Annotated in this window: 15 protein-coding genes and 2 pseudogenes; 8 read left to right on the top strand and 9 right to left on the bottom strand. The window is 74.2% G+C overall.

The features are described 5' to 3' along the window. Positions 1-6: 6 nt before the first annotated feature. Positions 7-1,662 (bottom strand): FAD-binding dehydrogenase, encoded by a 1,656-nt coding sequence (locus ACIQVZ_RS30035; RefSeq protein ID WP_402454169.1) that lies wholly within the window; start codon positions 1,660-1,662, stop codon positions 7-9. 311 nt (positions 1,663-1,973) lie between these two features. Here ACIQVZ_RS30035 and ACIQVZ_RS30030 point away from each other — a divergent pair, with 311 nt between their 5' ends. Then, on the top strand, positions 1,974-2,912 hold the full coding sequence (locus tag ACIQVZ_RS30030) for an SGNH/GDSL hydrolase family protein (RefSeq protein WP_350886392.1): 939 nt from the start codon (positions 1,974-1,976) through the stop codon (positions 2,910-2,912). Positions 2,913-2,973: 61 nt separating this feature from the next. Here ACIQVZ_RS30030 and ACIQVZ_RS30025 read toward each other — a convergent pair whose 3' ends face one another. Further along, complete coding sequence (locus ACIQVZ_RS30025) at positions 2,974-4,095, bottom strand: HoxN/HupN/NixA family nickel/cobalt transporter (RefSeq protein ID WP_402454167.1); 1,122 nt, start codon at positions 4,093-4,095, stop codon at positions 2,974-2,976. Between the two features lie 350 nt (positions 4,096-4,445). On the opposite strand from ACIQVZ_RS30025, the gene ACIQVZ_RS30020 reads away from it, so the two are divergent. Continuing rightward, positions 4,446-6,314: a CocE/NonD family hydrolase gene (locus ACIQVZ_RS30020; protein WP_402454164.1), complete on the top strand. Its 1,869-nt coding sequence runs from the start codon at positions 4,446-4,448 to the stop codon at positions 6,312-6,314. A 196-nt stretch (positions 6,315-6,510) separates the two neighbouring features. On the opposite strand, the gene ACIQVZ_RS30015 is transcribed toward ACIQVZ_RS30020, so the two are convergent. Next, positions 6,511-6,969, bottom strand: coding sequence for a MarR family winged helix-turn-helix transcriptional regulator (locus ACIQVZ_RS30015; protein WP_402454161.1), 459 nt, complete (start codon positions 6,967-6,969; stop codon positions 6,511-6,513). Between the two features lie 130 nt (positions 6,970-7,099). Here ACIQVZ_RS30015 and ACIQVZ_RS30010 point away from each other — a divergent pair, with 130 nt between their 5' ends. Next, positions 7,100-8,356, top strand: a complete 1,257-nt coding sequence (locus tag ACIQVZ_RS30010) for an alpha/beta hydrolase (protein ID WP_402454159.1) — start codon at positions 7,100-7,102, stop codon at positions 8,354-8,356. A gap of 78 nt (positions 8,357-8,434) precedes the next feature. Here the strand turns inward: ACIQVZ_RS30010 and ACIQVZ_RS30005 are convergent. The 3 genes and pseudogenes from ACIQVZ_RS30005 to ACIQVZ_RS29995 form a co-directional block, all read right to left on the bottom strand. Next, positions 8,435-9,154, bottom strand: a pseudogene (locus ACIQVZ_RS30005) (putative Ig domain-containing protein); the annotation flags it as partial. 213 nt (positions 9,155-9,367) lie between these two features. After that, a pseudogene (locus tag ACIQVZ_RS30000) lies at positions 9,368-9,964 on the bottom strand (serine protease); the annotation flags it as partial. Between the two features lie 267 nt (positions 9,965-10,231). Continuing rightward, a complete protein-coding gene (locus ACIQVZ_RS29995; protein WP_402454156.1) occupies positions 10,232-11,182 on the bottom strand; it encodes a hypothetical protein in 951 nt (316 codons plus the stop codon). 156 nt (positions 11,183-11,338) lie between these two features. On the opposite strand from ACIQVZ_RS29995, the gene ACIQVZ_RS29990 reads away from it, so the two are divergent. Both ACIQVZ_RS29990 and ACIQVZ_RS29985 read left to right on the top strand, forming a co-directional pair. Beyond that, a complete protein-coding gene (locus ACIQVZ_RS29990) occupies positions 11,339-12,457 on the top strand; it encodes an alpha/beta hydrolase (protein WP_402454155.1) in 1,119 nt (372 codons plus the stop codon). Positions 12,458-12,592: 135 nt separating this feature from the next. Further along, positions 12,593-15,034: an ArnT family glycosyltransferase gene (locus ACIQVZ_RS29985; RefSeq protein WP_402454153.1), complete on the top strand. Its 2,442-nt coding sequence runs from the start codon at positions 12,593-12,595 to the stop codon at positions 15,032-15,034. A gap of 79 nt (positions 15,035-15,113) precedes the next feature. On the opposite strand, the gene ACIQVZ_RS29980 is transcribed toward ACIQVZ_RS29985, so the two are convergent. The 3 genes from ACIQVZ_RS29980 to moaA all read right to left on the bottom strand — a co-directional run bounded on the left by ACIQVZ_RS29980 (position 15,114) and on the right by moaA (position 18,626). Further along, a complete protein-coding gene (locus ACIQVZ_RS29980; RefSeq protein ID WP_402454150.1) occupies positions 15,114-16,691 on the bottom strand; it encodes an alpha/beta hydrolase in 1,578 nt (525 codons plus the stop codon). A gap of 60 nt (positions 16,692-16,751) precedes the next feature. Continuing rightward, positions 16,752-17,510 (bottom strand): HNH endonuclease family protein, encoded by a 759-nt coding sequence (locus ACIQVZ_RS29975; RefSeq protein ID WP_350881552.1) that lies wholly within the window; start codon positions 17,508-17,510, stop codon positions 16,752-16,754. A gap of 120 nt (positions 17,511-17,630) precedes the next feature. Next, positions 17,631-18,626, bottom strand: a complete 996-nt coding sequence (gene moaA / locus ACIQVZ_RS29970; protein WP_402454148.1) for a GTP 3',8-cyclase MoaA — start codon at positions 18,624-18,626, stop codon at positions 17,631-17,633. Between the two features lie 146 nt (positions 18,627-18,772). Here moaA and ACIQVZ_RS29965 point away from each other — a divergent pair, with 146 nt between their 5' ends. From ACIQVZ_RS29965 to ACIQVZ_RS29955, 3 genes are all read left to right on the top strand, one after another. Then, on the top strand, positions 18,773-19,384 hold the full coding sequence (locus ACIQVZ_RS29965) for an NTP transferase domain-containing protein (RefSeq protein ID WP_402454145.1): 612 nt from the start codon (positions 18,773-18,775) through the stop codon (positions 19,382-19,384). Positions 19,385-19,548: 164 nt separating this feature from the next. Continuing rightward, complete coding sequence (locus tag ACIQVZ_RS29960; protein WP_350881558.1) at positions 19,549-20,400, top strand: hypothetical protein; 852 nt, start codon at positions 19,549-19,551, stop codon at positions 20,398-20,400. A 243-nt stretch (positions 20,401-20,643) separates the two neighbouring features. Beyond that, on the top strand, positions 20,644-21,546 hold the full coding sequence (locus ACIQVZ_RS29955) for a hypothetical protein (RefSeq protein WP_350881560.1): 903 nt from the start codon (positions 20,644-20,646) through the stop codon (positions 21,544-21,546). Positions 21,547-21,568 lie beyond the last annotated feature (22 nt).

Here is a 21,568-nt window from a genome sequence, read left to right as displayed (position 1 = left end):
CGTCCGCTACGCCGTGGCCTGCGCCGCCGCGCGGCCGGCGGTGCGGCCGGAGAAGAGGCAGCCGCCGAGGAAGGTGCCCTCCAGGGATCGGTAGCCGTGGACGCCTCCGCCGCCGAAACCGGCGGCCTCGCCGGCGGCGTAGACGCCCGGGAGGGGTTCGCCGTCGGGGCGCAGGACGCGTGAGGAGAGGTCGGTCTCCAGGCCGCCGAGGGACTTGCGGGTGAGGACGTTGAGCCGGACGGCGATCAGCGGGGCGGCGCCGGGGTCGAGGATGCGGTGCGGCGGGGCCACCCGGATCAGCTTGTCGCCGAGGTAGCGGCGGGCGCCGTGGACGGCGGTGACCTGGAGGTCCTTGGCGAAGGGGTTGGCGAACTGCCGGTCGCGGGCCTCGACGGTGCGGCGCAGTTCGGCGGGGTCGATCAGCGCCTCGCGGGTCCTGGCGTTCATGCCGCGGGCGAGGTCGGCGAGGTTGCTCGCGACGACGAAGTCGGGCCCGTGCCGCAGGTGGCTGCGGACCGGACCGGGGGCGCCGGGCAGGGCGCGGCCGAGGACGCCGCGCACGGACTTCCCGGTCAGGTCCGGGTTCTGCTCGGAGCCGGAGAGGGTGAACTCCTTCTCGATGATGCGCTGGTTGAGCACGAACCAGGTGTGCCCGTACCCGGTGGACATGATGTGGTCGAGCGTGCCGAGGGTGTCGAAGCCGGGGAAGAGCGGGACGGGCAGCCGGTTGCCGCGCGCGTCCAGCCAGAGCGAGGACGGGCCGGGCAGGATGCGGATGCCGTGCCGGGCCCAGATCGGGTCCCAGTTCTCGATGCCCTCGGTGTAGTGCCACATCCGGTCGCCGTTGATGAGGCTGGCACCGGCGTCGCCGGCGATGCCGAGCATCAGTCCGTCGACGTGGGCGGGGACGCCGGAGAGCAGTTTGGCGGGCGGGGTGCCGAGCCGGGCGGGCCAGGCCTTGCGGACGAGGTCGTGGTTGCCGCCGATGCCGCCGGAGGTCACGATCACGGCCTGGGCGCGCAGTTCGAACCGTCCGGCGGCCTCGCGCGAGCTGGCCTCGCCGCGGGCCGCCGAACTGGGCACCAGCACCTCGCCGGTGACGGTGTCGGTGACGCCCGCGGTGGCGGCCAGGCCGGTGACCCGGTGCCGGAAGCGCAGGTCGACCAGCCCGCGGGCGGCGGCGGAGCGGACCCGGCGGACGAAGGGCTCCAGCAGTCCGGGCCCGGTGCCCCAGGTGATGTGGAAGCGGGGCACCGAGTTGCCCGGGCCGTCGGCGAGGAGACCGCCGCGCTCGGCCCAGCCGACGACGGGGAAGAACCGGACGCCCAGGCCGTGCAGCCAGGAGCGCTTCTCGCCGGCCGCGAAGTCGACGTAGGCCTCGGCCCAGCGGCGCGGCCAGGCGTCCTCGGGCCGGTCGAAGCCGGCGGTGCCGAACCAGTCCTGGCGGGCCAGGGCGTGCGAGTCGCGGATCCGCATCCGGCGCTGCTCGGGCGAGTCGACCAGGAAGAGGCCGCCGAAGGACCAGTGCGCCTGGCCGCCGAGCGAGGCCGCGGGCTCCTGGTCGAGCAGGATCACCTTCCGCCCGGCGTCGGCGAGTTCGGCGGTGGCGGCGAGTCCGGCGAGTCCTGCTCCGATGACGATGACGTCGGCGTCCAGGGCCATGCGCAGTCCTCCGTCGCGGCGGGCGGGACGGCGCGCGCGGGGTGGGCGCCGTCGCTGTGCGCCCGATACTGCGTCCTGCGGTGACGTCCGGTCAACCGGCCGGTAACAACCGACTGCGGCAATTCCGCTCCACACCGTTTCGGAAATGTCTTCGACACGCGGTGGAGCGAAATGCGAAATGCGATCTGACGGAATTTCGGAAATTTCCGCGCACGGCATGGACGTCCACGAAACCAACAAGTAACTTACCTGCGAGTAGCCGCGGCCCGGCACGACCCCCACCCGTCGTTTCTCTCCCCCCAGGAGGAACCGTGCTCCCCCCTGCCCGGAAACCCCGACACCTGCGCAGCTCCACCGCACTCGCCACCGTCGCACTGGGCGCCGCCCTCGCGCTCACCTCCACCAGCGCCCAGGCCGCCACCCCGGCGCCCAGGCACCTCGTGGCGCTCGGCGACTCCTACGCCGCCGGCGCGGGCGTGCCCGGCCAGTCGGCCGGCCTCTGCCTGCGCTCCGACCGCAACTACGGCCACCTGGTCGCCGCCGCCCTCAAGGCCGGCGCGTACACCGACGTCACCTGCGCCGCCGCCAAGGTCAAGGCCATGACGCAGCCGCAGTACGACGCCTTCATCCGGGTCAACGACCCGCAGCTGGACGCGGTGACCCCCGACACCGACCTGGTCACCCTCGGCATCGGCGGCAACGACCTCGCGGCCAGCGACCTCGGCCTCGGCGAACTCGTCGCCACCTGCATCGCCGGCGCGGTCGTCAACCCGCTCGGCACGCCCTGCAAGGACGTCTACCACCACGGCTACTGGGACTGGAGCAGCTGGTCCTGGCAGTACGGCAACGACGACCTCGCCGAGCGGATCACCGGCAGCATCGCGCCGCAGGTCGCCGACACGCTGCGGCGCATCCACGCCAAGGCGCCGCGGGCCCGGGTGCTGCTGGTCGGCTACCCGTCCGTGCTGCCCGCCGACGGCCGCTCGTGCATCCTGCGCCAGCCCGTCACCCCGGGCGACGTCGAGTACATGCACGGCGTGCTCGACAAGCTGAACGCCGCGCTCAGGAGCACCGCGGCGGCCGGCGGCGCGACGTACGTCGACACCGCCACGCCCACCGCCGGGCACGACGTGTGCTCGGACGACCGCTGGATCGAGGGCGCGCTGCCCGGCTCGCCCGCCGTGCCGTTCCACCCGAACGCCACCGGCGAGAAGGTGATGGCGGACGCGGTGCTCGCCGCGCTGCGGTAGGCCCCGGAAACCCCGAGGGGGCGGCGACCGGAGTCCGGTCGCCGCCCCCTCGGGGTTTCCGCTATTCCGACTTGGCGGCCGCGGCGGCCAGGCCGGCCGACCACTTCTCCTCGACCTTGCCGAACTTCCAGTAGGCGATCGCCGCGACCCAGGTCAGCACGAACAGGCCGACGATCGCGTAGCCGACGAAGTTGAGGTCCAGCCCGCCGATCCAGGCGATCGGGCCGCTGGTGATGTCCAGCTTCTCGCCGAGCAGGCCGATCAGCTCGACCAGGCCGATCACCAGCGCGACCAGCACCGACAGGCCGGTGACGGTCAGGTTGTAGTAGATCTTGCGGACCGGCTTGGAGAAGGCCCACTCGTAGGCGAAGTTCATGAACGAGCCGTCGATGGTGTCCAGCAGGCTCATCCCGGCCGCGAACAGGATCGGCAGCGTGAGCAGCGCGTACCAGGGCAGCGAGAACGCGGCCGCGCCGCCGGCCAGCACCAGCAGCGACACCTCGGTCGCGGTGTCGAAGCCGAGGCCGAACAGCAGGCCCACCGGGTACATGTGCCAGGGCTTGGTGACGGCCCTGGTCACCCGGCCGAGGATGCGGTTCATCAGCCCGCGCCGCTCCAACTGGCGCTCCAGCTCGGCCTCGTCGTACTCGCCCACGCGCATCCGGCGGAACACCTTGAGGATGCCGTTGAAGGCGCCCAGGTTGATCAGGGCGAGGAGCAGCAGGAACGTCCCGGAGACGGTGGTGCCGATCAGACCGGTCATCGTGTGCAGGGTCGAGTCGTCCGCCTCCACCTGGTCGGCGAGCGAGCGGATGCCGAAGGCGAGCAGCGCGCAGAGACCGAAGACGATCGAGGAGTGCCCGAGCGAGAACCAGAAGCCGACCGACAGGGGCCTCTTGCCCTGGCCCATCAGCTTGCGGGTGGTGTTGTCGATCGCCGCGATGTGGTCCGCGTCGAAGGCGTGCCGCATCCCGAGGGTGTAGGCGGTCAGGCCCATGCCCGCGCCGAACACCTGCCCGCCGACGTCGTAGTGCTCGGGCGCGACCAGCGCGAGCAGGGTGAACCAGCCGACGACGTGCAGCACGAGGATGAACCCGCCCATCCCGGCCAGGCGCATCCACTCCTCCCGGGTGAGGCGGTCCCGCCATCTGACGGGCGAGGCACCTGCGGCGGGGCTGGACATCCTGTGGTCCTTTCGGGTGATCCGGGCGAAGCTGGGCCATCTTTCCCCCCTCCGGGAAGCAGTTGCAAGTCATGTGCAAATGCCGGGCGACGGCGAACGGGGGCACGCGGGCGCGGACGAGGGGCGCGCGGCGACAGGCACACGCCCGCTCGCACCGGCCTTCACCCGGCCTCCCCACCCGGCCTCCCCACCCGACACCCCGACCGGCGGGCCGCGACCACCTCGCAAGCTTCGTCAGGAAATCGGACGATTCCTCCCCTAGGGTCGAGATGCCGACGCCCGCGGCGCGCTCCCCGTACGCGCCCCGGGCCCTCCGGCGCTCACCGGCCCGGGATCCGATGGGAGCGGCCATGCCGTCCTACCCCTTCCGCACCACCCGCGAGGACTTCCGCATCCCGCTGCCCGACGGCACCCGGCTGGCCGCCCGGCTGTGGCGCCCGGTCAGCGACGAACCCGTCCCCGCCCTGCTGGAGTACTCCGTCGGCCGGCTCACCGACCGCACCGCCGCCGAGGACGCCCGCCGCCACCCCTGGTACGCCGGCCACGGCTACGGCGCCGTCCGGGTCGACACCCGCGGCCACGGCAACTCCGACGGCCTGCCCGGCGAACCCGGCGGCGACCAGGAGCTCGACGACGGCGCCGCCGTCCTCGACTGGCTCGCCCGCCGCCCCTGGTGCAGCGGCCGGGTAGGCCTGCTCGGCGTCGGCGCCGCCGGCACCACCGCCCTGCTGCTCGCGGCCCGCGCCCCCGACACCGTCGGCGCCGTGGTCACCGTCTGCCCCGAAGGCGGCCACCGCCTCGGCGGCGCCCTGCTCGCCGCCGACCTGCACACCCGGCTCACCGCCCTGGTCGCCGACGCCGCCCTCCCGCCCGACCCCCGGCACGTCGGCGACGCCTGGCGCACCGACTGGCTGGCCCGCCTCGAATCCCTGGACCCGCCCGTCGACGCCTGGCTCGCCGCCGGCGAGACCACCGTCCCCGTACCCGCCCCCACCTTCGCCGTCGCCGGCTGGGGCGACCCGTCCTGCTCCTTCGTGCTGCGCCTGCTCGCCACTTCCCCCACCGCCCGCGCCCTGCTCGGCCCCTGGCCGCACGGCCTGCCCGAGGACACCCTCCCCGAGACCCTGCGCTGGTGGGACCACTGGCTGCGCGACCTCGACACCGGCGCCCTGACGGAGCCCGCCCTGCGCAGCTGGATCGGCACCCGCTGGACCGGCGAGGAGACCTGGCCCTCCCCCGACGTCCGGGAGATCCACTACGGCCTCGACGGCCCGCTGCGCACCGCCGGCACCGCCTCCGACGACCGCCACGTCCGCGTCCGCTCCCCGCAGCACACCGGCCTCAACGCCGGCGCCTACGTCCCGCTCGGCCGCCCCGCCGACCAGCCGCCCGACCAGCGCGAGGAGGACGGCCGCTCGGTCTGCTTCGACTCCCAGCCGCTGCCCGAACCGGTCGAACTGCTCGGCATCCCGACCGTGCGGCTGCGCCTGCGCGAGGGCGGCCCGCCCGCCCAGATCACCGCCCGGCTCTGCGCCGTCGGCCCGGACGGCACCTCCACGCTGCTCACCCGGGGCGTCCTGGTCGCCACCGGCCCCGACGCGGACGTCGAGCTCGCCGCCTGCGCCGGCACCCTCCCGGCCGGGCACCGGCTGCGGCTCGCCCTCTCCTCGGTCTACTGGCCGTGGGTGTGGCCCACCCCGGACGGCGCCGGCTACGCGCTCGACCCGTCCCGCTCCACCCTCACCCTGCCCACCCGGCACCTCGCCGCCGACGTCGGCGCCGCCCCCGTCGCCTTCGAGGCGCCCGCCCTGCCCGAGCCGCTCGACGTCCACCGCACCGAGCCGCTGACCGCCCGGCCCGAGCACGTCACCGTGCACGACATCGGCCGCCGGGAATGGCGCGCCGAACTCTCCCCCGCCACCGACGGCAGCCGCACCCACCCCGACGGCCTGGTCCGCGACGAGCACACCGTCACCGCCTACCGGGTGCTCACCGGCGCCCCGCTCAGCGCCCAGGCCCGCACCGACCACACCGTGCGCCTCGAACGCCCCGACATCGGCTGGGACGTCACCGTCCAGACCCGCACCCAACTGCGCTGCGACGCCGGGCACTTCCTCAGCGTCGTGCAGCTGCGCGCGCTGGAGGCCGGTTCGGTGGTGTTCGCCCGGGAATGGCAGCACCGCGTGCCGCGCTGGATTCCGCAAGGCGATTCCAAGTAATCCTTATGCCTTTGCTTTAAATTCCCGCATTGCTTTGTCAATGGCGCCATGAAGACCCTCGGCCCGATCGGCGGCCCGAGCCGGGAGTCCACCGCCGAGTACTACCGCCTCCTCGACGAACTCGGCGACCGTCTCGGCGGCACCGAATCGCCCGAGTGCGGGCCGATCCGGCGCGATCCGCAGGACACGCCCCGGGTCAGAGGCGGTCGTAGATGGCGGCGAGCTGTCGGAGCACGTCGGTCGCGGCGCCCAGGGCGGGGGCGTCGTGGTGGGCGAGGGCGGTGTCGAGCGCCTGCGCCAGGGCGGCCTGGCGTTCGTCGTGGCGGCGGCGGCCCGCGTCGGTGAGGGCGACCAGGACGGACCGCTTGTCGCCCGGCGGGCGTTCCCGGGTGACGTAGCCGGCGGTGGCGAGGTTGTTGACCAGCTGGGTGGTGGCGGCGCTGGTGGTCTCGGTGGCGGCGGCGAGCTGGCCGATCGACAGCGGGCCCGTCTCGGCCAGGACGCGCAGGGCCCGGGCGTGGGTGAGGGAGAGCGCGCCGGGGGTGCGGGTGGCGCGGCCGCGCAGGCGGGAGTCGGCGGCGCTGAGGCTGTAGGCGGCGCGGGCGAGCCGGTCGAGGGCCTGCTCGCGGGTGGGGGTGGGTTGGGGCTGCGACATGGGGGCGGCCTCCGTGGCTCGCATCGATGGGCGGGTTGACAACAGAATATCCTAAGTACTTAATAGATAAGTACTTAGCGACTCGGCGGCGCCGCCACCGAACCCCCTACCGACACGGAGGACACCCGTCATGACCGTTCGTTCGACCGCACAGAACTGGGCCCTGGACATCGCCCTCGCCCAGGGCGGCTTCGACGCCCTGCACCCCCAGGCCAAGGGCACCCTGGAGCAGCTGGGCCACGACCACACCGACTTCGACAAGGTCTTCGACCTGGTGCAGAGCGGCGTGATGCTGCCCAAGGCCTGGGCCACCGTCGCCGGGCAGGCCGAGGAGCGCGCCGCCCACCACGAGCGGGGCGGCTTCGCCCGGACCGCCGCCGACCTCTACGTGCGCGCCTCGGTGATGTGGGGCCGCGCGCAGTACTCGGTCTTCGACGCCACCGACCCGCGCAAGCTCGCCTTCCGCGAGCACGCCAACCACTGCGTGGAGCGCCTGGGCGCGCTGCGCGACGACCGGGTGCGCCGCGTCGTCCTCGACTTCGAGGGCAGGCAGATCTTCGCCCTGCTGCACCTGCCGGCCGGTGAGGTCCGCAATGCCCCCGCGGTGATCCTCGGCCCGGGGATGGACATGATCAAGGAGGACTACATCTACGCGGCGGAGCGGTACTACACCTCGCACGGCATCGTGGCCCTGTCCATCGAGGGTCCGGGCCAGGGCGAGAGCCGGGCCAACGGGCTGACCGTCGACCTCACCAACTACGAGCGCGCGATCAGCCGCTACATCGACCACCTGGCCTCGCTGCCCGAGGTCGACGCGGCCCGCATCGGCATGTTCGGCATCTCGATGAGCGGCTACTGGGGCTCGCGCGCCGCCGCCACCGACCGCCGCCTCGCCGCACTGGCCGCCTTCGAGGCCGTCACCGGCGACTTCACCACCATCTTCGAGCGCGCCCAGCCGACCTTCAAGAACAACTACATGTACATGGCCGGCTACACCGACGAGGACGCCTTCGACACCGAGCTGGTCGCCCGGATGCCGCTGGGCGACCTGGTCCGGGAGATCACCTGCCCGGTCGTCTACGGCATCGGCGAGTTCGACGAACTCACCGTGCTGGAGCAGGCCCTGGCCAACTACGAGCGCATCCGCGCGCCCAAGGAGATGCGCGTCTACGAGAACGAGTTCCACCCGCTGGGCGGCACCGCCGCCGAGGTCTTCCGCTTCGGCGCCGAATGGGTCGAACGCGCCCTGAACGGCGAGTTCGCCGAGCCCGGCCGCGACGTCCGGCACTACGTCCACAGCGACGGCCGCACCACCGACGGCACCGCCGACCCCACCTGGTGGCTCGGCACCACCCCGGCCGTGATCGCCGACGCCCGCCGGGCGTGACACCGGGCGGCCTCCGGCGCGCACGGTCCGGCCCCGGGGTGCGGGAGCCCCGGGGCCGGACGGCGTGCCGGTGGTGCGTCAGCCGGTCTGGATGGAGGTGTCGTCGATCACGAAGCTCGTCTGCAGCGAGGCGTCCTCGGTGCCGGTGAACTTCAGGGTGACGCTCTGGCCCGCGTAGGACGAGAGGTCGAAGGTCCGCTGCTGGTAGCCCGCCGCCGCGTCCACGTTGGAGTACGTCTTCAACGTGGTGCCGTTCACCGACACGGCCAGCTTGTCGTACGCGGTGCTGCCCGACTCAGCGGTGTCGATGTGCAGCCAGAAGCTCAGCGTCGCCTTGCAGCCCGCCGGAATCGTCACCGTCTGCGCCAGCGTGTCGGTGTGCGAGGAACCGTAGCCGTTCAGCCACGCCTTCCACGAACCACCGTGCGCAGCCTGCGAGGAGCTGTTGTCCACCACACCGGAGCTGGTCGTCCACGGCGCCGCCGAGCCCGTCTCGAAGCCCGCGTTGCCCAGCAGCTGCGCCGGCGTGCAGGTGCCGCCACCGCCACCGGTCACCACCCAGGTGAAGCTGGTGGTGCCGGACTTGCCCGCCGAGTCCTTCACCGTCACCGTCACGCTGGACGAGCCCGCCGTGGTGGCGGTACCGGTGATCACACCCGTGGACGCGTTGATCGCCAACCCGGCCGGCAGACCCGTCGCACTGTACGACAGCGGCGCGGTACCACCGGAAGCGTTGATCTGGAGGTTCACCGCACCACCGACCGCGGTGGACTGGTCACCGGGGCTGCTGACGGAGACCGCGCCGCTGCCGGCCGGCTTGGTGAGCAGGCAGCCCGCCACGTTGAGGTCGATGACCCGGCCGTTGCCGAGGCAGGTGGTGAACCAGTAGGTCTCCTCACCGTAGCTCTGGCCCTTGACGGCCTTGGTGGTGCCGTCCGCGGCAACCTCGCAAGGGTTGTCCAGGGTGCACATCTCGCCGTTGTCGTTGCCGGTGTTGTTGATGCCGATGATCCGCCCGCTGGCGGAGTCGATGATCGGCGAACCGGAGGTGCCGTGCGTGGTGTTGCAGCCGGAGCTGTAGCGCAGCGAGTCGTGCCAGGTCCACTGGTCCTCGCGCAGGGTGGGCACGAACCCGTTGACGGAGCAGTTCCACACCTGCTTCCAGTACGAGGAGGGTATGTACATCGCGGCGCCGTCGGTCGGGTGCGTGTCGTTGACGGTCAGCGCGGTGGCGCCGTACTTGGAGCTGATCGAGCCGTAGGTGTCGGTGAGTTGGTAGAGCGCGACGTCGGTGCCGGTCATGGTCGCGTAGACGACCTTGTCGGCCTGGACGGTGCCGAGACTGTTGCCGGCGCCGTCGAGCAGGGTGCCGCTGCGGCTCGCGCTCGCGTTCTGGATGACCTGGCCGGCCGTGGGCATGGTCGGCAGGCAGTGGCCGTTGGTGAGCATCAGGGCCCGGTCGCCGGCCACCGAGGTGGGGTAACGGACCAGCGAGGCCGAGCAGTTGCTCAGCGCGATGGTGGAGGTCAGGTCGCTGGCCTGGACGGCGTGCGCGGGGGCGGCGGCGAGGGTCAGTCCGCCCGCGACGACGGCGCCGACGCCGGCCATCGCGGCAAGTCTCTTGAACATGGCTCTCCTTGTGGGGGATCGCGGGGTGTACGACTGGTCGCCGAGGCCCGCGCCGCACGAAAGTGCCATGGTCACTTCAAGTGGTCAACCGTATTGGCCGAACTCGCCGACGGTAATCGGCCGTTGCGGCCCGGGGCGGCAACCATCCGCCCCGGTATGCCCGTTAAGGGCGGGCCCGATGGCACCCCACGGCACCGGCCGTGCCCGCCCGCCGGGGCGTCACGTCCGTCCGCCCGCCCGCCGGGGCTACGGCTGCGGGAAGGAGTTCTCGTCCACCTCGTCGGTCTTGGCGTTGCCGCCGACCGTCGGCTGGAGGGTGATCGACCAGGACGTCGCGGTGCGCCCGGTCTCGAACGCCAGCGTGTCCTGGAACTTGGTGAACCGGCAGCTCTGCGTGAACGCCTTCGCGTCGGAGTCCCAGTCCACCCCGCCCGCGAAGTACACCTCGTACGTCCCGTCCTCGACGCCCTCGATGCTGGCCTTCTGCCCCTTGGCCACGTACACCGAGTGCACCGACCTGCCGTTCAGCGCGAGCGAGACGACCGCGTCCCCCCTGCCGCCGTTGTCGACCTTGAACACGCCCTCGCCGCGCAACCGCCCCTCGCGCACCAGGGTGCCGTTGTCCAGCGAACGGGACTGCTGCTTCGGGGTCTGCGGGACGGCGAAGGTCGTCGGGTAGCCGGCCGCCGCCATCTTGGCCAGGGCCGCCGACACCGCCGCCAGGCCCTCGGAGGCGCCCAGCTCGGCCTGCGCGGAACCCACCGCGCAGACGCTCCTGCTCTTGATGTCGCCGCGGACCTTCGTCGCGTCGGCGGCCAGCGAGGTCAGCGCCGCCACCAGTTCGGTCCGCGCCGTGGTGACCGCGGCCGGCTCGTCCGCCAGGCCCAGGCCCCGCCCGGCCGTCCGCGCGCTGGTGGCGATGCCGCCGAGCACGCCGTCCAGGTCGCCCAGGGTCTTGGCCCCGGCCACCTGGCCGAGCGCGGTGTTCACCGGGTCGATGGTCGTGCCGAGCACCGGGCCGTACGGCGGCGGCGTCGGGGTGGGGGTCGGCGTCCGCGTCGGCGCGGGCGGGGCCGGGGCCGCGCCGGTGGACGGCCCGCCCGCGGCGCTCCCCCCGCCGCCCCCGGTGCCGCTGGAGCAGGCCGCGAGCAGCAGTACCGTGCCGACGGCCAGACCGGCCTTGGTGATGGACTTCATGAACCCCGCCCCCGTGACGCCCCGCGCACACAGCGTGCACGTGTCCGCCGCCATGCTGGCGGGCCCGCCCGGCGCGGTCAACCGGATTCCGAGGGCGTGCGGAGGGCGTGCAGGGGGCGCCCGGGGGCGCTGATCGAGGTCAACTACGATCGGGGCGTGCTCAGCCTCACCGGACTCCCCCTCCAGATCGTCGCCTCGGTCGTCGCGATCCTCGTCTTCGGCGCCACCATGTGGCTCTGGCCGCGCTTCGGCGGGAAGGGCTGGAAGTCCTGGACGGCCCGGATCGGCGCCTTCCTCGCCACCCAGATCGCCGTGCTGGTCGCCATGGGCCTGATCGCCAACGGCTACTTCGGCTTCTACAGCTCCTGGAGCGACCTGCTCGGCACCGACGGCAAGCCGGGCACCGTCGTCGACCACACGCCGAACGCCGCCGTGGCCGTCACCGGCGAGCAGAAGTTCTACTCGGCCCAGGGCTCCGACCGGGAGCGCTCCGGACTGATCCAGCAGGTCGCCGTCAAAGGAGCCTCGACCGGCCTGAGCACCGAGGCGTTCGTCTACCTGCCCCCGCAGTACTTCCAGCCGGACTACGCGCAGCAGCGGTTCCCGATGGCCCTGGTGCTCACCGGCTACCCGGGCACCCCGGAGAAGCTGATCTCGCTGATGCAGTACCCGGCCTCCACCCTCACCGCGATCGAGCAGAAGAAGCTGCCGCCGACCGTCCTGGTGATGATGCGCCCCACCGTCGTCGGCAACCGGGACACCGAGTGCGTCGACGTGCCGGGCGGCCCCCAGGCGGAGACCTTCTTCACCACCGACCTGCCCAAGGCGCTCGCCACCACCTACCGGCTCGGCACCGACCCGGCGAGCCGCGCCGTGATCGGCAACTCGACCGGCGGCTACTGCGCGCTCAAGTTCGCGATGCGCAAGCCCGACTCCTACCGCGCGGCGGTCGCGCTCTCCGGCTACTACAGCGCGGCGCACGACGAGACCACCGGCGACCTCTTCGGCGGAAACGACCAGCTGAAGCAGCAGAACGACCTGCTGTGGCGGCTGAAGAACCAGCCCGCCGCCCCCGTCTCCCTGCTGCTCACCACCAGCTACGACGAGAACAACTACGCCGACACCCAGGCCATGGTCGGCGCCTTCAAGGCCCCCACCAAGCTGTCCACCATCACCCTGGACACCGGCGGCCACAACTTCCACACCTGGACCCGGGAGATCCCCCCGGCCCTGGAGTGGCTCGGCCAGCACCTCACCATGCCGAAGGCCGCCTGACCACGCCGAAGGCCTCCTGACCGATCCCCCGGCGGCCCGCCCCGATCACCCGATCACCCGAACGCCCCGCAGATCACACCCGTCTCACAGCGTCGTCTCACGCTCCTCTCAGCCGCACCACGCACGGTATGGCGCATGACCACGACCAGCTACTCCACTCCGGCCGGCGAACCGTGGCCCGAGGCCGCGGACTTCCCGCCGCCGGAGGTGCCGCAGCCGGACCCAGCCCGGCCGGACCAGGCGCCGCTCTTCCCCGAGCAGCCCCTGCCGCCCACCGGCCCCAAGGGCCCCGCCTCCTGGTCCGGCCGGCTGCGTACCCTCCCCGCCCGCGCCTGGCGCGGCCGCGCGGACGACCCGCGCTGGGTGCGCCCGGCCCTGCTGGCCCTGCTGGCCGCGACCGTCGTCCTCTACCTCTGGGGCCTGAGCGCCTCCGGCTGGGCCAACGCCTTCTACTCGGCCGCCGTCCAGGCCGGCAGCCAGAGCTGGAAGGCCTTCTTCTTCGGCTCCTCCGACGCCGGGAACTTCATCACCGTCGACAAGCCCCCCATGTCGCTGTGGCCGATGGCCCTCTCGGTGCGGGTCTTCGGCCTGTCCTCCTGGTCCGTGCTCGCCCCGCAGGCCCTGATGGGCGCCGCCACCGTCGGCGTCGTGTACGCGACGGTGCGCCGGCGCTTCTCCCCGCTCGGCGGCCTGCTCGCCGGGGCCGCCCTGGCGCTCACCCCGGTCGCGGCGCTGATGTTCCGCTTCAACAACCCCGACGCGCTGCTGGCCCTGCTGCTCACCCTGGCCGCGTACGGGCTGGTGCGGGCCATCGAGGCGGCGGGCACCCGGTGGCTGGTGTTCACCGGGGCGATGTTCGGCCTGGCCTTCCTCACCAAGACCCTGCAAGCCTTCCTCGTGCTGCCCGCCTTCGCGCTGGTCTACCTGGTCGTCGCGCCCACCGGCCTGTGGCGGCGGGTGCGGCAGCTGCTGCTCGCGGGCGCGGCCATGGTGGTCGCGGGCGGCTGGTGGGTCGCGGTGGTCGAGCTGCTGCCGGCCTCGGCCCGCCCGTACGTCGGCGGCTCGCAGGACGACAGCTTCCTCTCCCTCACCTTCGGCTACAACGGCCTCGGCCGGATCAACGGCGACGAGACCGGCAGCGTCGGTGGCGGCGGGCGGCTCCCGGCCGGGCTCGACCTGCCCGCCGGGGCGATGCGCGGCGGCCGCGGCTGGGGCCAGACCGGCCTCACCCGGCTGTTCGGGAGCGACATCGGCGGGCAGATCGCCTGGCTGCTGCCGGCCGCGCTGATCCTGCTGGTCGCCGCCCTGTGGGCGACGCGCCGCTACGCCCGCACCGACACCGCCCGCGCGGCGTTCCTGGTCTGGGGTGGCGCGATGCTGTCCACCGCGCTGGTGTTCAGCTTCATGTCCGGGATCTTCCACCAGTACTACACGGTGGCGCTCGCCCCGGCCGTCGCGGCGCTGGTCGGCATGGGCGTGGACGGCCTGTGGCGGGCCCGGCACCGGCTTCCGTGGGTGCTGGTGCTGGCCGGCACCCTCGCGGTGACGGCGGTGTGGGCGTTCGTCCTGCTCGGGCGGAGCGCGGAGTTCCTGCCCTGGCTGCGCTGGGCGGCGCTGGTCGGCGGGCTGGTGGCGGCGGCCGCACTGGTCGCCGGACAGCTGGCCGGGCGGGCCGACGGGCGGCTCGGGGCCCGGATCGCCTCGGTCGCCGGCCTGGTCGGCCTGGCGGCGGCGCTCGGCGGGCCGGCCGCGTACGCGGTGGACACCGTCGGCACGGCGCACAGCGGCTCCATCGTCACGGCCGGCCCGGCCGTCCAGGGCGCCTCCGGCCCGGGCGGCGGCGGCCGGCACGGCGGGCAGGGCTTCCCGGGCAACGGGCGGGCGTTCCAGCCCGGCCAGAACGGCGGCGGGCAGAACGGCGGCTGGCCGGGCACCCAGGGCGGCGGCAACGGGTTCAACGGCGGCGGCCAGGGCGGCTTCAACGGCGGCAACGGCGGCTGGCCGGGCGGCGGTTCGGGCAAGGGCCTGGGCGGCGGCGGTCACCGCGAGCGCGGCGCGGGCGCCGACCCCGGCACCGCCGACCCCGGCAACCCCGGCACCGGCAACCCCGGCAGCGGCGAGGACCCCGGCGCCTTCGGCCCCGGCAGCACGGGCGGCCCCGCCGGCGCGGGCGGCATGGGCGGCCTGCTCGGCGGCACCAAGGTGAGCGAGGAGGCCTCCGCCCTGCTCGAGGAGAACGCCGACCAGTACACCTGGGCGGCCGCCACCAGCGGCTCGCAGAACGCCGCCAGCTACCAACTCGCCACCGGGAAGCCGGTGATGGCCCTCGGCGGCTTCAACGGCACCGACCCCTCGCTCAGCCTGGCCGGCTTCCGGAAGTACGTCCAGGAGGGCAAGGTGCACTGGTTCATCGCCGGCGGCTCCCACCGCGGCTTCGGCGGGGCCGGGAGCGGACAGGGCGACACCGGGGAGAAGGAGTCGGAGACCTCCCAGATCGAGAGCTGGGTGACGAGCCACTTCACCGCGAAGACGGTCGGCTCCACCACCTTCTACGACCTGACGGCCCCGACGTCCTGACCGTCCCACCCCAGGGGGCGCACCGCAGCCGGCGGTGCGCCCCTTCGCGTTGCCCCCTGGCGAGCCCCGTCAGCTCCCGTCAGGCGGACGGGCAGTGCGTCCCGGCGGCGGGCAGCGTGCCGTCCACCAGGAACGCGGCCACCGCGTCCCGCACGCACCCGCTCTTGTCGTAGCCGGTGTGCCCGTCGCCGTCCCGGGTGAGCAGGACGGCGTCGGCGAGGTTGGAGGCCATCCGCTGCGCCCACGGGTACGGCGTGACCGGGTCCGCGGTGGAGCCGATCACCAGGATCGGGGCGCTGCCCTCGGCCCGGATCCGGGCGGGCCGTTCGACGGTGCGGTACGGCCAGGAGCGGCAGTCCGGGGCGAACAGCGCCGCCGAGGTGTCGTGCCGGCTCATCAGCGGGGCGCGGGCGGCGAGTTCGGCGCGGTCGGTGCGCAGGTCCCCGGCGCCGGGGGCCATCAGGGCGTCCGCGCAGCTGATGGCGGCGAAGGCGTCCGCCGCGGTGGAGTAACCGCCGTCCTCGGCACGGCCGTTGGCACCGTCGGCGAGGGCGAGCAGTTCGGCGGCGTCGCCGCGGGTGATCGCCGGGTCGAGGGCCTGGCGCAGCCGCTCCCAGGAGCGGTGGCCGTCGTAGAGGGTGTCGAGGGTGCCGTTCCAGGCCAGGGTGGCGGTGAGGCGGCGGCCGTCGGCGGCGGGCAGCGGGTGCGCGCGCAGGCCGTCCAGGAAGTCGGCGAGCCGCTGCGGGGCGGCGGCGCGGTCGCGGCCGAGCGGGCAGCCGTCGCGGCCCGCGCAGTCGGCGGCGAAGTCCCGCAGCGCGGTCTCGGTGGCGGCGGCGGCCTCGACGTTCATCCGGACCGGGTCGAGGCTGCGCTCGAAGGCGCCGTCCAGGGCGAGGCGGCCGGTGCGGGCGGGGAACTCCTCGGCGTAGAGGGCGCCCAGGTAGGTGCCGTAGGAGCTGCCGAGGAAGTCGAGCCGCCGTTCGCCCAGGGCGCCGCGCAGCACGTCCAGGTCGCGGGCGGTGTCGCGGGTGGAGAGGTGGGGCAGCAGCGTGGCGTACCGGGCCTGGCAGGCGTCGGCGAGGACCCGGCCGCGGTCGTAGCCGGGGTCGTCGGTGCTGGTCCACTCGTCCCGGGTGCGGTCGTCGAGGCAGTGCACGGGGGTGGTGCGGCCGGCGCCGCGCGGGTCGAAGCCGACCAGGTCGAAGTGGTCGGAGAGGGTGCCGCGGTAGTCCTCCCAGCCCCAGACCACCCGGTCCACGCCGGAGTTGCCGGGCCCGCCGGGGTTGAGCACCAGGGCCCCGATCCGCCGGTCGGCCTCGGTGGCGCGGATCCGGGAGACGGCGACGTCGATCGTCGCGCCGCCCGGATCGGCGTAGTCCAGCGGGACCTTGAGCCCGGTGCACTGCGCGACCGGCTCCCCGGCCGGGCGCTCGGGCCGGTCCGGGCAGTCCTTCCAGTCCAGCGGCTGGAGGTACAGGGCCGCGAGCGCGGGGGCGGCCGTGCCGGGCACCAGGTCCTGGGGCCCGGCCGCGGCCGCGGCCGCGGTGCCGGGCCGGCGGGCGCCCGGGTCCGACGGCCCGGTGCAGCCCGCGGCGAGCACGAGGAGGGCGACGGTGAGCAGGGCGCGGAGCGGGCGACGGGGGTTCGACGAGTGCACCGCCCACGAATACCACCCGGCGCCCGCTCCCGTCACACCAGCACCTGCCGTAACGATTCCTCAGCCGCCGCACTGCTGCAGCATGGCCTGCTTGTCGGCCACGGTGACGGGGAGCTGGTACTTCAGGGAGACCTGGGCGAAGCGGACGGCGTAGGAGCAGCGGACGGCGGTGTTGGCGGGCAGCCAGGTGGCCGGGCCGGAGTCGCCCTTGGAGGCGTTCTGCGAGCCGTCGGCGGGGATCAGGTTGAGCGGGTCGTTGGCGATCTGGACGCGCTTGGCCTTGTCCCACTTGGCGGCGCCCAGCTGCCAGTCGTAGGACAGCGGCATCACGTGGTCGATCTGGATCTTCGTGGCCTGCTGCTTGGTCCACTGGACGTTCTTGCCGGTGTACGGGTCGTAGATGGTCATCGCGGTGACGACGCAGTTCGAGCCGTCCTTGCGCTCGACGGCGGTGCCGTCGCGGGCGAGCAGGTCGTTGCGGGTGTCGCAGTTGTTGTGGCCGAGCGGGACACCGTCGACGTTGTCCGTCCAGGCGGGGCCGAACTCGTTGCGGTCGTAGCCGTCCTTGGGGCCGGCGGCGGCGGTGGCGACCTTGGCTATCACGTCCCGGCCCGCCTTCTGCTCCTCGGGCGTGGTCAGCGGGGCCAGGCCGGGCTTGGTGCCGTCCGGGTTCTGCAGCGGGCTGGTGCCCAGGCCCCCGGCGGGCGCGGCGGAGTCGCCGCTCTTGTGGTCACGGCCGCCGAGCAGCCAGCCGGCCAGCGCGAGCGCGCATATCAGGAACACGGTGGCGGCGGACAGGGCGGTGCGGCGGGCGGGCACGGATAACTCCCGGGATCTGTGGCGGGTTGACGGCGAACCAGCAGATCAGCCAGTCCGAGAGCAGGTCAAGGCGACGCCACGCGAACGCCGCCGACCATGTCGAAGCTCACACCCCGGTCGTCAGCCGCCGATGGCGGACATCGGGCGGACGGGCCGGACGAAACCGGCGGAGTTGACGGCGTGTCCGGGCCCCTTCCCGGCCACCGAGGCCCGCCAGGCCGCCTCGATCCGGTCGTCGTCCGCGCCGCCGCGCAGCAGCACGCGCAGATCGGACTCCTCCGTCGCGAACAGGCAGTTGCGCAACTGGCCGTCGGCGGTCAGCCGGACCCGGTCGCAGCCCCCGCAGAACGGGCGGGTCACGGAGGCGATCACCCCGATGACGGCGTCCGTGCCCGCGATCCGCCACTCCTGTGCCGGGGCGCTGCCCCGCCTTCCCACGGGCAGCAGGTCGAAGCGCTCCCCGAGCCGCTCCAGGACCTCCGCGGCGGTGACCATCGCCGAACGGTCCCAGGCGCCCTGCGCGTCCAACGGCATCGACTCGATGAACCGCATCCGGTACCCGTGCTCCACCGCGAAGGCCGCCAGCTCCGGGATCTCGTCCTCGTTCACCCCGCGCACCGGCACCGCGTTCACCTTCACCGGCCCCAGTCCCGCCGCCCGCGCCGCCGCCAGGCCCGCGAAGACGTCCGCGATCCGGTCCCGCCGCGTGATCCGTGCGAACCGCTCCGGGCGCAGCGTGTCGAGGCTGACGTTCACCCGCTCCAGCCCCGCCGCCCGCAGCGCCACCGCCGTGCGGGCCAGCCCGATCCCGTTCGTCGTCAGCGACACCTCCGGCCCCAGCGCGGCGATCCGCCCCACCAGGTCCGGCAGGCCGCGCCGCAGCAGCGGCTCCCCGCCGGTCAGCCGCACCGAGGCGATCCCCAGCCGCCCGACCGCGATCCGCACCAGCCGCACCACCTCGTCGTCGCCCAGCGCCTGCGCCCTCGGCAGCCAGTCCAGGCCCTCGGCCGGCATGCAGTAGGTGCAGCGCAGGTTGCAGCGGTCGGTCAGCGAGACCCGCAGGTCGGTGTGGACCCGGCCGAAACGGTCCAGCAGCGGGCGCGGTGCGGTGTTCATCGACCCAGTACAGGGGTCGGCGGGCCGCAGGACCAGCGGCCGAACCGCCGGGCGGCGGCCACCACCTGCGGGTTCCCCTTGTACATTCGTACAACTGTCGGTTCGTACGGCTGCGCGGCCCCGGCCCCGGCGGGCAGGCTGGGCCCATGCAGACCACCGAAGACCCCGCCGGGCCCGTCGCCGCGCTGGTGCTCGCCGCCGGGGGCGGGCGGCGCCTCGGCGGGCGGCCCAAGGCCCTGATCCGGTACGAGGGGCGCCCGCTGGTCGAGCACGCGGTGGCGGTGGTGCGGGCGGGCGGCTGCGCGGACGTCACGGTGGTGCTGGGCGCGGCCGGCGAGCGCGTCCGCTCCACGGCGCACCTGCCGGGCTGCCGGCTGGTGGCCAACCCTGACTGGGCGGGCGGCATGGGCTCCTCGCTGCGCGCCGGGCTGGCCGCGCTGGCGCCGGAGGTGTCGGCGGTGCTGGTGATGCTGGTGGACACCCCGGGCGTCACCCCGGCCGCGGTGGCCCGGCTGCTGGCCGCGCACCGGGCCGGCGCGGAACTGGCCGCGGCGGCCTACGCGGGGCGGCGCGGGCACCCGGTGCTGATCGGCGCCCGGCACTTCACGGAGGCGGCCGCGGGCGCGTCCGGCGACGCCGGGGCCCGCACCCTGCTGGCCGCGCACCCGGACGCGGTCACGCTGGTCGAGTGCGCCGACGTCGCCGTCCCGGACGACCTGGACACCCCAGCCGACCTGGCCCGCTGGTCCGCCGGCTGACCGCACCCGGCCGGCCCGGGTGCCCGAAGCACCCGTGGCCGGCAACGGCCGGGCGCACACCCCTGATCCGACCCTGAGGATTGCCCCATTCCGTGCCAAGGACCCAACGTTTCGGGGAGCATGGAAACCGTTCCACCACCCGACTCGAACGGACGGAGCCCGCGATGGCCGGACTGCCCGACGACTTCACCGGACACGACCCCGCGAGGCCAGGGCACGGGGCGGGCGGTGGCGCCCGGGCGATCCGCTGCCCCGCCTGCCGCCGCGAGCACCTCTACGAGCCGCCGTCGCTGCCCTGTCCGTGCGGCGCCTCGCTGAAGGTGCCGCTGCTGCGCGGCGGGGTGCCGGTGCAGGTGCGGTTCCGCTCCTGGGAGGACTCCTGGCTGAGCATGCGCTGTCCGCACTGCGGCCGCTCCGACCAGTGGCCGCAGCCCGAGTTCACCTGCAACTGCGGCGCCACCGTCCGGCTGCCGGTGGACCGCACCACCCGGCTCGGCGGCGGCACGGCCGGCCCGCTCGCCACCCCCGGCCCGCAGGCCTCCCGCCCCTACCCGGCCCACCCGATGGGCGCCCCGGTGCCCGCCCCGCCCGGCGGCTCCGGCAGCCAGCCCAAGCCGTTCCGCCACCGCGCGCCGTTCCGCCCGCACCCGGTGCGCACCTCGCAGGACGCGGTCTTCACCGCCGCCCGCTACCTGGAGTGGCTCGGCTTCGACGACCTGGAACTGACGGAGGCCCAGGAGCGCGACGGGGTGACCCTGCTGGGCAGCCGGATGGTCGCCCAGGTGGACACCTGGACCGAGCCGGCCGACGTGAAGTCGGTCGAGTGCCTGTGGCTGCAGACCCTGCACGCCGAGGAGATGGCCGCCGCCATGTTCACCCTGGCCGGCTACTCCCACCAGGCCACCGTGCGCGGCGAACAGCTGCTGGTCGCCCTGTTCAGCCTGGACCTGGCAGGGGTGCCGCAGCCCGCCAACGGCGCCGCCGAGGCCCTGATGGAAACCGGCTGGACGTCCTGACCGGCCGAGAGCCGCCCGGGCGCGTCCGCCAGGGCGCGCCTCGCGGATCAGCCCGAGCCCTAGATCATTTCCCCCGCGAATGCAAGAACCTCCGCTCGTGATCTGGTGCACAAGCTCACCCCCGTGTTGAATTGCCGCCACAGCGCGGGCCCTTGCGCTGCCGTCGCCGTGCCGCCGACAGTCGACGGCGGCGACGCCGGGCAGGGCCGCGCCCCGCTGGATGGCGCACACAAGGAGGTGGCGTTGTCAGAGCACGGATGGGGCCCGAACGGCCCGAACGGGCGGGGGCGGGCGGCAGCGGAGGAGCCGGGCGACACCGTGTGGCGACTGAGGTCCCGGGGGTGCTGGCAGGAGGCGGCCGAACTGCTGCGCCCGGCCGCCGAACAGGACCCGACGGCGGCCCTGGCACGGGCCGAACTCCTCATCGAGCAGTGCCTGTTCACCGCCGCACAGTGGACCCAGGCCGAACAGGCGCTGCGCCTCGCGGAGGCCGTGGTGGCCAGCACCGAGCAGCGCGCGGCCGCCTCCTGCGCCCGCGGCTTCCTGGCGTACGTGGCCAGCGTGCTCGGCCCCCGGGACCGACTGGACGAGGCGCAGGCCGCGCTCGGACGCACCTCGGCACTGCTGCCGCCGGACGCGCCGGGCCGACCGCTGCTGGACTTCCGGCGCGGACTGGTCGCCGAGAACCTGCTGCGCGACCGCGGCGCCGCCTGGATCGCCTACCGCCGGGCGCACGACGGCGCGGGCGAACGCGGGGACGAGCTGCTGCGCTCGTACACCTGGCGCCACCTGGCGGCGCTGGCCCAGGCCCGCGGGGACCGCGACCACGCCCGCGAGGGCTTCGACGCCTCGCTCCGGCTGCGCGAGCAACTCGGCTTCACGGTGGGGGTGGCGCCGGCGCTCGCGGCGCTCGCCGAGGTGTCCGAGCCGGCCGAGGCCGCCCGGCTGCGCGCCGAGGCGGCCCGGCTCGTCCACGCCCTGGGCGGCGTGCCGGTCTGGCTCGCACGCCAACTGGGCACCACCCGCACGCCGGGGCCTCCTCCGGAGGGGGCCCGCACGCCGGGGCTCCCCCCGGAGGGGGCCCACACGCCGGGGCCTCCCCCGGACGGGCGCATCACCAGCGAGACCTGGGGGACGATCAGCTAAGGTGAGCCTAACCTGGCCGGGG

The organism is Kitasatospora sp. NPDC098663, assembly GCF_044760075.1.
GTDB lineage: Bacteria > Actinomycetota > Actinomycetes > Streptomycetales > Streptomycetaceae > Kitasatospora.
The sequence above is the reverse complement of the archived record's forward strand: the minus strand, read 5'-3'. Positions and strand labels throughout refer to the sequence as shown.

Coding starts and splice junctions, on each gene's coding strand:
- ACIQVZ_RS30035 (WP_402454169.1), bottom strand. CDS start 1,662: ATGGCCCTGGACGCCGACGTCATCGTCATCGGAGCAGGACTCGCCGGA.
- ACIQVZ_RS30025 (WP_402454167.1), bottom strand. CDS start 4,095: ATGTCCAGCCCCGCCGCAGGTGCCTCGCCCGTCAGATGGCGGGACCGC.
- ACIQVZ_RS30020 (WP_402454164.1), top strand. CDS start 4,446: ATGCCGTCCTACCCCTTCCGCACCACCCGCGAGGACTTCCGCATCCCG.
- ACIQVZ_RS30015 (WP_402454161.1), bottom strand. CDS start 6,969: ATGTCGCAGCCCCAACCCACCCCCACCCGCGAGCAGGCCCTCGACCGG.
- ACIQVZ_RS30010 (WP_402454159.1), top strand. CDS start 7,100: ATGACCGTTCGTTCGACCGCACAGAACTGGGCCCTGGACATCGCCCTC.
- ACIQVZ_RS29995 (WP_402454156.1), bottom strand. CDS start 11,182: ATGAAGTCCATCACCAAGGCCGGTCTGGCCGTCGGCACGGTACTGCTG.
- ACIQVZ_RS29985 (WP_402454153.1), top strand. CDS start 12,593: ATGACCACGACCAGCTACTCCACTCCGGCCGGCGAACCGTGGCCCGAG.
- moaA (WP_402454148.1), bottom strand. CDS start 18,626: ATGAACACCGCACCGCGCCCGCTGCTGGACCGTTTCGGCCGGGTCCAC.
- ACIQVZ_RS29965 (WP_402454145.1), top strand. CDS start 18,773: ATGCAGACCACCGAAGACCCCGCCGGGCCCGTCGCCGCGCTGGTGCTC.
- ACIQVZ_RS29960 (WP_350881558.1), top strand. CDS start 19,549: ATGGCCGGACTGCCCGACGACTTCACCGGACACGACCCCGCGAGGCCA.